The following is a 13,523-nucleotide window of genomic DNA, read 5'->3' as shown; positions in this document are numbered from 1 at the left end:
CTTGAGTAACACTTGATAGAAAAAACGGTTAACAAAAAATAATTTTAGGCAAAGAAGAAAGTTGCCAAACCTAGTAGCGCAAAAAAACCTGCTACGTCAGTAACGGTGGTAAGCACGACGCCACCTGCAATTGCTGGGTCAATGTTCATTTTCTTTAATATCATTGGCAGAGTAGCACCGACTAAAACTCCAGTCACTAAATTAAACAACATGGCGCCGCCAATAGTTATGGCAAGATGCAAATGGTTGAACTCAACCGCCTTGTAGAGTGCAAAGAAGTAGACTAGGCTAGCGATCACGAATGCCCATAGAATACCGTTAATAATGCTTACAGCTAGCTCTTTTTTCATTAAATAAGCACGATTGCCTTCGCTGATATGTCCTAGCGACATACCACGTATCACTAGAGTTAAAGTTTGAGTTCCCGCAATACCGCCCATGCTAGGAACGATGGGGAGTAATACGGCTAATAAAGTCACCTTCGCAATGGTGCTTTCAAACAGACCTATCACTAAGGCCGCTAAAATAACGGTGATTAGATTTATCCCGAGCCAAATAGCGCGCCTTTTAGCAGTTTTACTGATAGAGCCAAAAGTATCTTCGTACTCATCTAATCGCGCCATGGATAATAAGGAGTGGTCAGCTTCTTCAACAATAACGTCAACAACATCATCAATGGTAATTCTGCCGAGTAATTTGTTATTACTATCAACCACTGGCGCTGTTACCAAATCATGACGCTGGAATAGCTGTGCCACTTCAGCATCATCGGTATCTGCCAAAATTGGAAAATGATTATCTACCACCAAATCTAAAATTGGTGTTTCAGGAGGGTGGGTTAAAATCGAACTGATGGGTACAGAACCAATTAAATGATCATTCGAGTCAACAACATACAGCTGATCCGTATTATCTGGCAGGCTTCCTCTTATTCTAAGATAACGCAATACCACTTCCACAGATACTCTAGGGCGGATCATGATGGTATCAATATTCATCAAGCCGCCAGCGGTATCTTCAGGATAAGATAAGGCCTGTTCGATCTGCGAACGATTCTGTTCGTCTAATCGTCTTAATACTTGCGAGCTTAATTTTTCAGAAAGATCCTCGATGATATCAACCGCGTCATCGGTATCCATTTCGGAAACAACATCAGCCAATTCTTGCGGTTGCATCTTATCGATGAAGTCTTGGCGTACTTCATCGGATAAATATTGCAGCACTTCACCCTGGTGATCAATATCAATCAGCTCCCAAGCAGTTTTACGAACTTTGGGTGGCGATGATTCAAGGAATAATGCAATATCAGGGGCAAACAACTCGGATAATAAATTTTCAAAAGTAATAAGCTGACCGCCTTCTAAAGCTTTATTCAGCTGAAGCAGTTGTTCTTTACTTTGATTTGTTTGATTATCGGTCATAAAGCCGTTCTTAGCTTTTGATTTGATTCAAATTTTACATAAAACAGCTAGAGCTGGCTAGCTATGTTTATTTGCCAATATTCTCAAGTTGTTGATGGCGTATTTGTAGATTGGGATATTGGGTCAGGAAGTATTCCCCGAGTTTTTCTACGATATAGACTGAGCGGTGCTTACCTCCGGTGCAGCCAACAGCGAAAGTAAAGTAGCTACGATCTTGTTTTGCAAAGGCAGGCAACCAGGTATCAAGAAAAACCCTGACTTGCCAAAGATACTCCATTACCTGATCATCCGCGCCTAGGTAATTTTGAATAGGTTCATCTTTACCGGTAAAAGGTCTTAAATCTGGCACCCAATGAGGATTGGGTAAGCAGCGAGCATCGAAAATAAAGTCGGCATCTTGTGGTGCGCCATGTTTGAAACCAAATGAAGTGAACAAAATATCCATATTGGATTGAGTACTTTGAGTAACTCGGCTACGAATTTGTTCTCTTAAATCGTGCGGTGTTAAGGTGCTAGTATTAATCACCAGATCTGCAATTGCACGAATCGGACTTATCAGTTGTTCTTCTTGTTGCATCGCGTCTCGTAATGAAATACCGCTATGAGTTAGTGGGTGACGTCTTCGAGTTTCACTAAAACGTTTTAGCAGTACCGTTTCGTTTGCATCAATAAAAATAACTTTTAGATCAGGGTGTACTATTTTGATTCGTTCAATTTCCTGGGTGAAGCGTTCTAAATCTCCAGGATTTCTGGCATCGACACTGATAGCTAATGCATCGGTATGCTTAAAATGACGGTTACGAACTTCAAGGGTTAGCTCTAACGGTAAATTATCAATGCAATAATAACCTGCATCCTCAAGTGCATTAAGTGCTACCGATTTGCCAGAGCCCGAGCGGCCACTAAGAATGATTAGTTTCATTGTTGGGTGCATTTTCCTTGAGTTCTACTGAGTCACACATTTCTAGCGCGCCAAGCATAATATCATAAAGCGCTTGTCCATTATGTGCATTTCTTATTTGCGCACGCAATACTTTATCTTGAAATAGTTCAACTATTTGGTTGAGGCCACCTAATTTTTGGAAGTCATAATTTTCTGGGACTAATAAACAAAACATGAGATCAACAACTTCTTGATCAGGTGCAGAAAAATCGACACCTTCTTCTAAACTTAGAAGGGCGCCAACGGGTTTTTGGCAGTCAGCCGTTCTCGCATGAGGCAACGCAACGCCATTACCAATAGCGGTCGAGCCTAATTGCTCACGAGTAATTAGCGCTTTTAAAACTTCAAAGTCGTCTAAAGCATTATCATGCTGTTGTAATGACTGAGCGAGAATTTGTAAGGCTTTTTTACGACTAGTAGCTTGCTCCCCAAGCAAACAAAGCTCAGGGAACAAAATTTCAGAAATTTGCATTTAATAATCGAGGGACATTAGTGTCTGGTAAGTTTCTCTTTATGTTTTATCACTTGACGGTCTAGTTTATCAACTAATAAATCAATTGCAGCGTACATATCTTCTGCTTCACTGTTGGCAAAAATCTCACCGCCATTTACATTAAGGGTAGCTTCAGCTATTTGACGTACTTTTTCAACGCTGAGAATAACGTAAACATTATTGATGTGATCGAAATGGCGTTCCAATCTTTCAAATTTATCATTAACGAAAGATTTTAAAGCATCAGTGACTTCCATATGACGGCCAGTTAAATTGATTTGCATAGTATGATTCCTTTTGTTGGTATTAAATTAAAGGATAGTCGATAACTGTTTGCGCTTAGTTGCGCTAGGAATATTAAGAGCATCACGATATTTTGCCACGGTTCTTCTGGCGACTGTGATTCCTAATTCAGCTAATAAACTGACTATTGAGCTATCGCTAAGGGGTTTTTGGGAAGGTTCAGATTTAATGATTTCTTGGACCTGATGTTTCACCGCAGTTTGTGACCATTCACCTCCTTTTTCAGGATTAATAGCATTTGAAAACAATGATTTTAAAGGGATAACTCCGCTGGGAGTTTGGCAATACTTATTACTGGTAGCTCTGGAGATTGTTGACTCATGTAAATCTAAAGCAGTTGCAATAGTGATTAGGTTTAATGGTTTTAGCGCAATATCGCCTTTTTCAAAAAAATCTTTTTGGTGGACTATTAAATAGTCTGCAATTCTTTGCAAAGTAGACTTTCGAGCTGCTAATGAATTTAGAAACTGCTGTGCTAGTTGAGCCTTATCTTTAATATATTTTTTTTCATCGGTCTTAACCGTTTGTTTGGCCAACTCCAGATAGTCAGGATTTATTTGTAACCTTGGTAACTCTCTAGTGTTAACTTTTGCTTGCCACTGGTGGTTACTCTGCGAGAAATTGATATCCGGCTTGATATAGTCGACGCTGTCATCAGCGCGATAGTCATTGGGTCTTTGCCGAAGTGTTTGAACGATACTTAGTAGTGTTTTTAATTTATCTTTACTTATGCCTAATTTATTTTCAATTTTTTCATATTGGTGAGCCACTAATAACTGAAAGTGGTGATTGAATAATATTTTTAATTGCGACATTCGTTGTTGCGAAATGGCTAAGTTACGGTTATGGGTAATTTGGAAAGACAAAAATTCTTGTAAATCCAAACAAGCACAACCACTCGGTTCAAAAGTTTGAATCAGATGTTTTATGGCCAGCACTTCATCTTCGTCAGTTTCTAGTTGTGTATCCCGTCGAATCTGATTGGCTATTTCTCTTTCACTTAAGGTCAAAAAGCCTGATTCGTTGAGGTTTTCTATAATATAGTAGCCAATCTCAAGATCCTTTCTAGACAGATGGTGGAGCTGTAGCTGAGATTCTAAAGACTCTTTAAAGTCTACCTGATCTGGAATAGCTTCCCAATAGTTTTCCTGAGTGTGAGAGTTCGTGTTGGTTAGATTGCTAGCTGAAATTAGATTATTAGCAGTCAGCTGTTTGCTGTTGAACTCATCCGTTTCAGGGTTGTTTTGCGAGTCTTCGCAAATAAGTAGTGGGTTATTATCAAGTTGATATTGAATTTCTTGAGCCAATTCTAGCTGAGATAGCTGGAGCAGTTTAATTGATTGCTGCAACTGAGGATTGAGTTTAATCTGCTGTTTGAGTTGTAACTCTAACGCTTGGTTCATTAATATCTTATGATTCTTTGATCCGTTTTACATCCGTTAACTTACAAGTTACTCCTAAGAATAATAGCTTGCAAGTGCTTATTAAAGTGATGGGGTTAAAATTTGTAAATTCAACAACTTGTCTAAAGAAAATAGAATCAGGGAAAGATCGAACTACATGGTGAAGTGTTCGCCTAAATAACGTTTCCTAACCAATTTATTATTCAGGATTTCATCAGGCGTTCCTTCGGCGATAATATTCCCTGAATCCACAATGTAGGCATGTTCACAAACATCAAGAGTTTCACGAACATTATGGTCGGTGATTAAGACTCCAAGACCACGCTCTTTAAGTTGCTCGATGATGCCTTTAATGTCAATTACTGATATCGGATCAACACCAGCAAAAGGTTCGTCTAGCAAAATAAACTTAGGGTCGTTTGCAAGCGCTCTAGCAATTTCAACGCGGCGCCTTTCTCCTCCGGATAAGCTCATGCCAAGGCTGCGACGAATATGTTCAATATGAAATTCCTTAAGGAGTTGTTCAAGCTTTTCTTCACGCTCTTGAGCTGAAAGCTCTTTGCGTAGCTGCAGAATTGCCATAATGTTATCTTGCACCGTCAGTTTTCTGAAAATAGAAGCTTCTTGCGGCAAATATCCGATACCCATTTTTGCTCTATTGTGCATGGCTACCGAAGTTAAATCGGTGTCATCCAACAATATTTTTCCATCATCAGAGGGGACTAGTCCTACAATCATATAGAATGAGGTAGTTTTCCCTGCTCCATTGGGACCTAGTAATCCAACTACGGAACCTTGTTCAACTTGTAAGCTAACACTCTCAACCACTTTGCGGCTTTTATAACTTTTGGCTAGCGATTTGGCGTACAAAATACTCATATTACGGTTGCTCTTTTTTATCTTTGTTATCTGAGTCTTGATTTTCAGTATCTTTTTGCCAAAAGAACTCCGTCTCTACTCTTTGACTGCCGTCTTCACTTTGTTGAGCAGAAATCAATTCGGTCTCCCCATCATAAGTCATCGAAGCTGCCGCCATTAGTGAGTCTCCTTGGCGTAATTGAACGTTACCTCTGAGTTCAGTTTGGCGTACTTTACCGTTAGAACTTAAGCTGGCAGCGCGGGCTTCAATTAAAGGTTGTTGAGGGCGTTGTAATTTGAAAAATGTTGGACTACCCGTAAGCGTGAAGCTAAAACCACCGGATGTTTTTCGGTTTGCTTTGAGTTTATTTCCCGTTAATGTGAGCGTATCTTGTTTTGAAGTCTGCACAATCTTAATGGCATCATTAGCAGAACCTGAAGCGATGATCTCTCCCGAGTCTTCCCAGTACAATATTTCAGGAGATTGGATATTTGTGGTTTCTCCGCGAACATCAATAAAAGTTACCGTAACCGGATTACCAATGACGCTGACTTTTTTCCTATTATTATTAACTCTAATCAGTTTATCTGCAGAGATGGTTAGTTGGCCATGCTGATAACTAACATTACCTTGATAGATAAATTCATTCCTATCGATAAAAGATTGCTTGGCTTTAATTTTTGCTTTTTCTAATTCAGCAGCATTTACAAATCCAGAAGAAGATAAGGCTACAGCAGTAAAAGCTAAAATTGAAATTATAGAGTGTCTCATAGTTCTTCTGATACTACCTTAGATTTAAAGTGAATAACATTCTCTTTTAGGTCTGCATCCATACCTATGGCTGTTAGCTGATATAAATTACTTTTTAATAAAATAGCACTTTCTGTGGAAGCATTTTCGGATGCTAGATCTATCAATAAATTGTCTGTCGTTAGCTCAGCGCTAGCACCACCGGCATCATTAATCAGAATACTTACGCCATTGGTTAGTAGCAGCTCTTCGCTTAGTTCTTTATTGGTTGCTCTATTTGCGGTTACTTTCCATTGTTCATTGTTGCTATTGATGATGGTTAAAACTGGATTTTCCATTGCCGTTTCTTGCTTAAATATATAATGCAAAGTTTTAGCGCTAGTAAACCGTCTTTCTGGTAACCCTTCACCATTAAAATCATAAGACTCGGTATTGATAAGGAAGTAATCAGGGTTAGTCTTTTCTTGTATAAAATTGGGCGCGGCAACTTCGGTTTTATCCCATAAAAAAGCAACGATAACCGTTATTGGAATGAGTAGCCATAAAATGGCGCGGCCTTTTAAAAAGTTCATATTTAACCTTTTAAATCAGCCTGTAAATAACTAGCCAAATGACCTTCTAATAAATGTTGGCTATGCAAAATTAAATCTGAAACCTCTCTTACGGCACCAAATCCTCCCTTTTGCGAAGTTATCCAATCCGCATGTTTCTGGACAAACCAATGGGCATCTGAAACGGCAATGCCCAAACCTGCTGTTTGGATTAAAGGGAGATCCGGTAAATCATCACCAACATGACAAACTTGCTGTTCAGTTATTTGGTATTTTTTACAAAGCTCTGCAAAAGCAGATGTTTTATCTAAATGTCCTTGATAATAGTCTTGAATGGAAAGCTCTTGGCAACGCTTTTCTACAATTTTTGAATTACGGCCGGTGATAATTGCTGTCGCAATACCAACTTTTTGTAAGGCTTTAATCCCAAAGCCATCTTTGATATTGAAGGTCTTAAGTTCTTCACCAGAGTTACCAATGATCACTTGACCATTACTTAAAACGCCATCGACATCACAAATGAGCAAACGAATTTTGCTCGCCTTCTCGAGTAAGTCTTCTGATAAGTTATCTAGTTGAGGATTTAATTTTGTCATAATGGTTTTGTTAGACAACACCAGCTTTTAGCAGGTCATGCATGTTTAGAGCGCCAATAGGTTCATTTTGTTCATTTAAAATGACCAAAGCATTAATGCTGTTCGATTGCATTATTTGAACTGCCTCAGAAGCCAGAGCTCCGGTGGTGACAGTCTTGCAGTTTTTAGTCATTAATTCACCAATGGACTTAGCTAAAATATTGGTTTCGCTTTCTAAAGCTCGACGCAAATCGCCATCTGTAAAAATACCTAAGAGCTGCTTGTCAGCATTGACAATGGCGGTCATTCCCAAGCGCTTGTTAGTCATCTCAAGTAAAGCTTCTTTTACAGAAACTGCTTCTGAAACCGATGGAAAATCATCGCCAGCATGCATTAAATCGTCAACGGCTAATAACAGCTTTTTGCCTAAGCTGCCGCCAGGGTGAGAAAGTGCGAAATCATCAGCGGTAAAACCACGCGCTTCTAGCAGACTGACAGCGATAGCATCGGCCAATACTAATACCGACGTAGTTGAGGCGGTAGGAGCTAAATTATGTGGACAAGCTTCTTGTTTTACCGCTACGGTAAGGTGAACCTGGCTTGCTTTGGCTAATTGTGAATTAGGGTTGCCAGTAATTGATATCAGAGGAATACTGCGACGCTTAATCACTGGTAATAAACTGGTCACTTCATGAGTTTCGCCAGAATTGGATAGGGCAATTACAATATCTTGCTCACTGATCATGCCTAAATCGCCATGACTAGCTTCGGCAGGGTGGACAAAAAATGCTGGAGTACCTGTACTAGCTAGTGTGGCGGCCATCTTATTACCAATATGGCCTGATTTGCCCATACCAATGACCACAACCTTGCCATGGCAACCCAAAATACTCTGACATGCGCGAATAAAGTCATCCCCAAGAGTGTCTGCTAACTCTTGAATCGCATTTTGCTCAATAGCAAAAACAGTTTTCGCGCTTTCTATAAATGAATGCTTAGTAGGGTTCATATGTTTAATTATCACCACTAATTACTGTCAATAGTTACAGTTTAGCAGAGACTTAATTATCTGATTTTAAAAGAATCTTACCGCATAATAACCGATAAAGACGCCTAATAAAATGATTCCTTCAAGCCTAGTGATTTTACCGGGGCCTTTGAAGCCATAGGCCATGACTGCCATGGCAACTGTTAAGCAAAACATTACCGGGTAATCAAAGGTGATAATCTTTTCTTCAATGCTTGGTGCAGCGATTAAGGCCGGAATCCCGAGCACTGCTAGAAGGTTGAAAATATTGGAGCCGATAACATTGCCGATAGCAATTTCGTACTCTTCTTTTAAGACGCCTGCGATAGAAGCTGCAAGCTCTGGTAAACTAGTGCCTAATGCTACGATGGTTAAACCAATCACAGTTTCCGATACGCCAAAATGTAACGCAATACCTGAAGCACCTTTAATCAAGATATTTGAGCTGAAAACTAACAAAACAAGACCAATTACTAGATAAAATATAGCCTTGCCGTTGCCCATGCGATCGGGTAGTTCTTCAACAATTTCTTCTAACATGGGATCATCTTTTACTCGAGACTTAAGCCCCAAACGAACCAGCCATATAAAGTATATGAGTAAAGACGTTAATAAAATGGCACCTTCTAAATGGCTTAGTTTTAAATTCCAAAGGAATACTAATGCCATTATGGTGACACCAAAGAGTATCGGAATTTCACGGCGAAGAGTGCTTGAGTCGACTAATAGTGGTCGGACAATAGCGGTAATACCTAAAACCATGGCAACATTAGCAATGTTCGAGCCAATAGCATTACCAATGGCTAATTTAGGGCCACAGTTTAATTCGCCTGGCTCACAAGATTTAATAGAGTCCATTAATGAAACGAAAATCTCGGGAGAAGATGAACCAATGGCGACAATGGTTAAGCCTACAATTAAGCGAGATACGCCAAAGTTTTGTGCGATGGCAGCTGCACCGTCGGTAAAACGGTCTGCGCTCCAAACTAATAAGCTAATACCTACCAATAGGTAAGCTAGATACTCTAACATGGAATTCCTAGTTTAATTTCTGACTGCGGTTTTAATGTTATTGATATTAACGGCCAATATTCTTGTTATGGACTTCGGTCCATGGTTAAGCTCTATCTTAATGACATAACAGGCAGGAAATTAAAGCAAGCTCAAATTTGTTTCAAAGCATTGCCTTTACTGCATTTAGCCAAGCCGCCTATTGTAACTGATTCTTATAAAGCCTGTCATCTTATCTGTGTTTCGAGAATATAGCTGTTTCTAGGAGTAAATTAAGGTAAAATCTCGCCAGATTTTGACAGACTTGATAATAGATTGGTCATTTTCTCTAAGAATAGTGATATTTTTAAAGGATATTCTGGCGTTAATCCAATCAAAGGTGAATTATGATAGAAACAATTGAACAATTAATCTCTGATGCGATTGATTGTGAACACATGAAAGTTGAAGGTGATGGTAGTCATTTTGCAGTAACTTTAGTGAGTGAAGCTTTTGTTGGCTTACGCTCTGTAAAACGCCAACAAATGGTTTACGCTACGGTTAATGAGCATATTGCGAGTGGAGCCATTCATGCTTTAACAATTAAAGCTTACACCGATGAAGAATGGCAAAAAGTAAAGCACTTTCAATAAACCACCTGCCAAAAAGTATTTGAGGAACAATTCGAGTGGATAAATTACTAATTCAAGATGCCGGACCATTAGATGGCTCGGTTAAAATTTCTGGCGCAAAAAATGCAGCCTTACCAATTTTGATGGGCACATTGTTATGTGATGGCCATGTTTCCATTGGTAATTTACCCCATTTGAATGATGTAACAACCAGTTTGGAATTATTAAGCCGCTTGGGCGTACAACTGACCATCGGTGAGAAAAACATGGTGGAAATGGAGACTGGTGATGTCCATAGTTATGAAGCGCCTTATGAATTGGTGAAAACCATGCGTGCCTCTATTTTATGCCTTGGACCTTTAGTTGCTCGCTTTGGTAAAGCGGATGTGTCTTTGCCAGGCGGTTGTGCCATTGGTTCTAGACCGGTTGATTTACATCTAAAAGGACTCGAGGCCATGGGTGCTAAAATCAATATGGATCATGGTTATATTCAAGCTCGAGTTGATGGCCGTTTACAAGGCACAACCATCGTAATGGATATGGTTAGTGTTGGCGCTACCGAAAATTTAATCATGGCGGCCTCACTGGCAGAAGGTACTACGATTATTGAAAATGCTGCCCGTGAACCAGAGGTTGTGGATTTAGCGAATTGTTTAAATACGATGGGCGCAAAGATTTCTGGCGCCGGCACTTCAGTGATTACCGTAGAAGGTGTTGAGAAAATGCATGGTGGTCACCATGATGTGCAACCCGATCGAATAGAAACCGGAACTTATTTGATTGCTGCCGCTATTACTCGTGGTCGTATCTTATGTAAGAATACCGATCCTACTATTCTAGATGCAGTCTTAGTGAAATTGCGCGAAGCGGGGGCGGAAGTGACTACTGGTGATGATTGGATTGAGCTTGATATGAAAGGGCAACGTCCAAAAGCAGTAAACATTAAAACGGCACCTTACCCAGCTTTCCCAACGGATATGCAAGCACAGTTTTGTGCACTAAATGCAGTAGCCGAAGGCACCAGTACTATTACAGAAACGATTTTTGAAAATCGCTTTATGCACGTGTTAGAAATGCAGCGTATGGGAGCGGATATTACCATTGAAGGTAATACGGCTATTTGTCGTGGTGTCGACAAACTCTCGGGTGCGCAGGTTATGGCAACCGATCTTCGAGCATCAGCTAGCTTAGTGATCTCGGGTTTAGTTGCTGATGGTGAAACATTGGTGGATCGTATTTATCATATCGATCGTGGCTACGAAACCATCGAAGAAAAACTACAAAATATTGGTGCAAGTATCCGCAGGGTTGGGTGAGTGGATGAAAAAGTTACTACTACTATTTTTGTTATTAACACCTAACAGTGAGGCGCTAGAAATATCTAATTTTAAGTCTGGCTACGCTTGTACAGATAATGAAACTTTTGGATGGATTTGTCACGAAACAAAAGATATTTACATAACTGGTCAGAGTAAGTGTGTATATGATGGCAAAGAGAAACCATGTACTTGGCATGGTTTTCAATTTGATTATAAGAGCAATAAAGGTGAAGAAATATTTTGTGACTATGTTACTTCGACCAGAATAAATCACGGAAATCCAAATGAAGTTCTTGGTTACGATGATAAAGGAAGCTACTCATTTACTTTAGAGAAGAAGGAAGGAAGCTTTTATAACCCACAATACTTTATCTTTTCTTTAGCAGATAGTGAGGAACAGATACTTAGGTCAAAAACTGAGTGCAAGGTTGATAATAAGGTTATTTTTAAATTTGAACATCGTTATCACTTTCCTACACAAAATTAGTTTTTAATGCCCAAAACCACTTCTGATTGCAACTTATTTCCATCTCGCCAATAAGTAACTTTGACTTTATCATCGGGCTTTTTATTCCAAATTGCGCCCAGTAAATCGCTGGTGCTATATAAAGGTTTACCATTCACTTCTGTAACGATATCTAAAACTTGCAAACCAGCTTCATCGGCAGGTCCACCTCGGTTGATTCCAGTCACTACGATACCTTGGCTGAAAGGCAATTTCGATATTTCATCTTTTAACTTATTAGTTTGTTCGTTGCTCAGCTGATTTTCTTGGACAATCGATTCTAGATTCAAACTCATTTCGCCATTGAGCCCCAACCAGCCTCGAGCCACTTCACCATTAGTTTGGAGCTGAGCCACGATCACTGCTACGTCAGAAGAAGCAATCGCAAAGCTTTGCAATAGTTTTTCTTCAGAGCCTTCTTGAGTGCTAAGTTGAGTAATCCCAACCAATTCGCCTTTAGCATTGATTAAAGCGCCACCCGAATTACCTGTTCTTAATGGCGCATCTATTTGCAGATAGTTGGATACCTTTGCAAAGAATTTTGCGCTTACGATACCGCTGGTAATGGTTTGATGAAAGCCCATATAAGGAGTGCCTATGGCGTAAATTGGATCGCCTACCTGCAAATCCTTTGAGCTTAAAGGTAAAAATGGTGTTTTATCAGATGCGACTTTGAGTAAAGCGATATCGGACTCTAAATCCAGCCCAACGATTTCAGCGGTGGTTTTCAGACCATTAGAAAATTCCACTAATAAAGTTTCAGCCTGATCAAATACTTGTCCGCGAGAAGAGAAAGTCACCACATGGGCACTAGTCACTAAGTGGCCATGTTCATCAATAATAACACCAGAGCCATTGTTAAAGAAACGGCAAGCATTCTGCTGGTTGTTAAAACTCTGAACACTTTCAAAACACTGACGCGAATTAATCGGGTAGGCTTTAGATTGAACTTGCAAAGTAACCACAGCAGCTTTGGCAGTTGCTAGCATTTCAGAGGTATTGTCGGGCTTAATGGGTATCACAGTCTGTTGTTGATTAAATGAAAAGCCAAATCGATTCGGCATTAGTAATATCAACAATGCAGCAAAGCCTAAACCGATAAGAATGTATTTAGCAATAAAAGTTAAACTGGTTAAAAATTTCATCATGATAATATTTTTTGTTTTCAGTCAGACTTATGATTTTGGGTTTGGTTCAGTGCTCACTTCATTTTCAGAACCTGCTATCTCTACCTTTTCTTGCTCTGCTTCGTTGACTGCTGAACTTTCTTGCTCAGAGGGCTCTTTTATAGAACTCACTGACTCAGAATCCTCGTCTTCAACGGCATCATCTTTAACATAATCGACAGGCTGTTGAGCTTGTTTGTCAGTATCTTCTTCACCTTTTGAATCTTCTTCAGCATCAGCAACTTTTTCATGATCGATGAGTTGCTCACTTGGCGCCGACAACGCTATTTTAAAACTTTGATTACTAAGTTCGGTAGCGCCTTTAGCTAGGTGTTTATAGAGCTCTTTGTATTCTTCTGTCAGATTAGTAAAGCGGCGAGCTGTTTCTGCAAAGTGCTCATCAACACCTGATTTTAGAGACTCAAGTTCTTCATCTTTTTTTTCTAATTCTTCCGAAAGCTGCTTTGAGCGCTCGGACATACCATGCCAACGACCGGCAAAAAATCCTGCAATCAAAGCTAGAAATATTCCAAGGGTAACTAAAGCGGTTGTCATTTTTTCCTCGTTTTTATACGACGCAGTAATA

The 13,523-nt window shown here is 39.7% G+C and carries 16 protein-coding genes; 3 read left to right on the top strand and 13 right to left on the bottom strand.

The window, feature by feature from the left end; genetic code table 11:
- Window positions 1–44: 44 nt before the first annotated feature.
- From mgtE to GJS41_RS04825, 11 genes are all read right to left on the bottom strand, one after another.
- Entirely contained in the window at window positions 45–1,421 is a 1,377-nt protein-coding gene (gene mgtE / locus GJS41_RS04875) for a magnesium transporter (protein ID WP_154246190.1), read from the bottom strand.
- Between the two features lie 67 nt (window positions 1,422–1,488).
- Window positions 1,489–2,343 (bottom strand): RNase adapter RapZ, encoded by an 855-nt coding sequence (gene rapZ, locus GJS41_RS04870; RefSeq protein WP_154246189.1) that lies wholly within the window; start codon window positions 2,341–2,343, stop codon window positions 1,489–1,491.
- On the bottom strand, window positions 2,324–2,836 hold the full coding sequence (locus GJS41_RS04865) for a PTS sugar transporter subunit IIA (protein ID WP_154246188.1): 513 nt from the start codon (window positions 2,834–2,836) through the stop codon (window positions 2,324–2,326). The genes rapZ and GJS41_RS04865 overlap by 20 nt, the downstream gene beginning before the upstream one ends.
- Before the next feature lie 17 nt (window positions 2,837–2,853).
- On the bottom strand, window positions 2,854–3,141 hold the full coding sequence (hpf, locus tag GJS41_RS04860; protein WP_154246187.1) for a ribosome hibernation promoting factor: 288 nt from the start codon (window positions 3,139–3,141) through the stop codon (window positions 2,854–2,856).
- Window positions 3,142–3,168: 27 nt separating this feature from the next.
- Window positions 3,169–4,563, bottom strand: a complete 1,395-nt coding sequence (gene rpoN / locus GJS41_RS04855; protein ID WP_154246186.1) for an RNA polymerase factor sigma-54 — start codon at window positions 4,561–4,563, stop codon at window positions 3,169–3,171.
- A gap of 153 nt (window positions 4,564–4,716) precedes the next feature.
- Window positions 4,717–5,442 carry an LPS export ABC transporter ATP-binding protein gene (gene lptB, locus GJS41_RS04850; protein ID WP_154246185.1) on the bottom strand — a complete coding sequence of 242 codons (726 nt, stop codon included), beginning with the start codon at window positions 5,440–5,442 and terminating at the stop codon, window positions 4,717–4,719.
- A gap of 1 nt (window position 5,443) precedes the next feature.
- Complete coding sequence (locus tag GJS41_RS04845; protein ID WP_154246184.1) at window positions 5,444–6,193, bottom strand: LptA/OstA family protein; 750 nt, start codon at window positions 6,191–6,193, stop codon at window positions 5,444–5,446.
- Complete coding sequence (lptC, locus tag GJS41_RS04840; protein ID WP_154246183.1) at window positions 6,190–6,744, bottom strand: LPS export ABC transporter periplasmic protein LptC; 555 nt, start codon at window positions 6,742–6,744, stop codon at window positions 6,190–6,192. The genes GJS41_RS04845 and lptC overlap by 4 nt, the downstream gene beginning before the upstream one ends.
- A gap of 2 nt (window positions 6,745–6,746) precedes the next feature.
- Window positions 6,747–7,319, bottom strand: a complete 573-nt coding sequence (gene kdsC, locus GJS41_RS04835) for a 3-deoxy-manno-octulosonate-8-phosphatase KdsC (protein ID WP_154246182.1) — start codon at window positions 7,317–7,319, stop codon at window positions 6,747–6,749.
- Between the two features lie 10 nt (window positions 7,320–7,329).
- Complete coding sequence (locus GJS41_RS04830; protein ID WP_154246181.1) at window positions 7,330–8,307, bottom strand: KpsF/GutQ family sugar-phosphate isomerase; 978 nt, start codon at window positions 8,305–8,307, stop codon at window positions 7,330–7,332.
- A gap of 66 nt (window positions 8,308–8,373) precedes the next feature.
- Window positions 8,374–9,357 carry a calcium/sodium antiporter gene (locus GJS41_RS04825; RefSeq protein ID WP_154246180.1) on the bottom strand — a complete coding sequence of 328 codons (984 nt, stop codon included), beginning with the start codon at window positions 9,355–9,357 and terminating at the stop codon, window positions 8,374–8,376.
- Window positions 9,358–9,722: 365 nt separating this feature from the next.
- On the opposite strand from GJS41_RS04825, the gene GJS41_RS04820 reads away from it, so the two are divergent.
- From GJS41_RS04820 to GJS41_RS04810, 3 genes are read left to right on the top strand one after another with little or no spacing between them, the layout of a single operon-like run.
- Window positions 9,723–9,968 (top strand): BolA family protein, encoded by a 246-nt coding sequence (locus GJS41_RS04820; protein WP_154246179.1) that lies wholly within the window; start codon window positions 9,723–9,725, stop codon window positions 9,966–9,968.
- A gap of 35 nt (window positions 9,969–10,003) precedes the next feature.
- The gene (murA, locus tag GJS41_RS04815) at window positions 10,004–11,263 is read left to right on the top strand and encodes a UDP-N-acetylglucosamine 1-carboxyvinyltransferase (protein WP_370515626.1); all 1,260 of its coding nucleotides are present in this window, start codon (window positions 10,004–10,006) and stop codon (window positions 11,261–11,263) included.
- 4 nt (window positions 11,264–11,267) lie between these two features.
- Window positions 11,268–11,753: a hypothetical protein gene (locus tag GJS41_RS04810; protein WP_154246178.1), complete on the top strand. Its 486-nt coding sequence runs from the start codon at window positions 11,268–11,270 to the stop codon at window positions 11,751–11,753.
- Here the strand turns inward: GJS41_RS04810 and GJS41_RS04805 are convergent.
- Together GJS41_RS04805 and GJS41_RS04800 are read right to left on the bottom strand one after the other, a co-directional pair.
- On the bottom strand, window positions 11,750–12,919 hold the full coding sequence (locus GJS41_RS04805; RefSeq protein ID WP_227551248.1) for a S1C family serine protease: 1,170 nt from the start codon (window positions 12,917–12,919) through the stop codon (window positions 11,750–11,752). The two genes, GJS41_RS04810 and GJS41_RS04805, sit on opposite strands and share 4 nt — an antisense overlap.
- 27 nt (window positions 12,920–12,946) lie before the next feature.
- A complete protein-coding gene (locus GJS41_RS04800) occupies window positions 12,947–13,492 on the bottom strand; it encodes a ZapG family protein (RefSeq protein ID WP_195758342.1) in 546 nt (181 codons plus the stop codon).
- Between the last annotated feature and the right edge of the window lie 31 nt (window positions 13,493–13,523).

The sequence above is a fragment of the Kangiella sp. HZ709 genome, assembly GCF_009674675.1.
Classification (GTDB): Bacteria; Pseudomonadota; Gammaproteobacteria; order Enterobacterales; family Kangiellaceae; genus Kangiella.
This window is presented reverse-complemented; position numbering and strand designations above follow the sequence as displayed.

What these genes read in the sequence shown, in the direction of transcription:
- mgtE (WP_154246190.1), bottom strand. Translation starts at nt 1,421, where the DNA reads ATGACCGATAATCAAACAAATCAAAGTAAAGAACAACTGCTTCAGCTG.
- rapZ (WP_154246189.1), bottom strand. Translation starts at nt 2,343, where the DNA reads ATGAAACTAATCATTCTTAGTGGCCGCTCGGGCTCTGGCAAATCGGTA.
- GJS41_RS04865 (WP_154246188.1), bottom strand. Translation starts at nt 2,836, where the DNA reads ATGCAAATTTCTGAAATTTTGTTCCCTGAGCTTTGTTTGCTTGGGGAG.
- hpf (WP_154246187.1), bottom strand. Translation starts at nt 3,141, where the DNA reads ATGCAAATCAATTTAACTGGCCGTCATATGGAAGTCACTGATGCTTTA.
- rpoN (WP_154246186.1), bottom strand. Translation starts at nt 4,563, where the DNA reads ATGAACCAAGCGTTAGAGTTACAACTCAAACAGCAGATTAAACTCAAT.
- lptB (WP_154246185.1), bottom strand. Translation starts at nt 5,442, where the DNA reads ATGAGTATTTTGTACGCCAAATCGCTAGCCAAAAGTTATAAAAGCCGC.
- GJS41_RS04845 (WP_154246184.1), bottom strand. Translation starts at nt 6,193, where the DNA reads ATGAGACACTCTATAATTTCAATTTTAGCTTTTACTGCTGTAGCCTTA.
- lptC (WP_154246183.1), bottom strand. Translation starts at nt 6,744, where the DNA reads ATGAACTTTTTAAAAGGCCGCGCCATTTTATGGCTACTCATTCCAATA.
- kdsC (WP_154246182.1), bottom strand. Translation starts at nt 7,319, where the DNA reads ATGACAAAATTAAATCCTCAACTAGATAACTTATCAGAAGACTTACTC.
- GJS41_RS04830 (WP_154246181.1), bottom strand. Translation starts at nt 8,307, where the DNA reads ATGAACCCTACTAAGCATTCATTTATAGAAAGCGCGAAAACTGTTTTT.
- GJS41_RS04825 (WP_154246180.1), bottom strand. Translation starts at nt 9,357, where the DNA reads ATGTTAGAGTATCTAGCTTACCTATTGGTAGGTATTAGCTTATTAGTT.
- GJS41_RS04820 (WP_154246179.1), top strand. Translation starts at nt 9,723, where the DNA reads ATGATAGAAACAATTGAACAATTAATCTCTGATGCGATTGATTGTGAA.
- GJS41_RS04810 (WP_154246178.1), top strand. Translation starts at nt 11,268, where the DNA reads ATGAAAAAGTTACTACTACTATTTTTGTTATTAACACCTAACAGTGAG.
- GJS41_RS04805 (WP_227551248.1), bottom strand. Translation starts at nt 12,919, where the DNA reads ATGATGAAATTTTTAACCAGTTTAACTTTTATTGCTAAATACATTCTT.
- GJS41_RS04800 (WP_195758342.1), bottom strand. Translation starts at nt 13,492, where the DNA reads ATGACAACCGCTTTAGTTACCCTTGGAATATTTCTAGCTTTGATTGCA.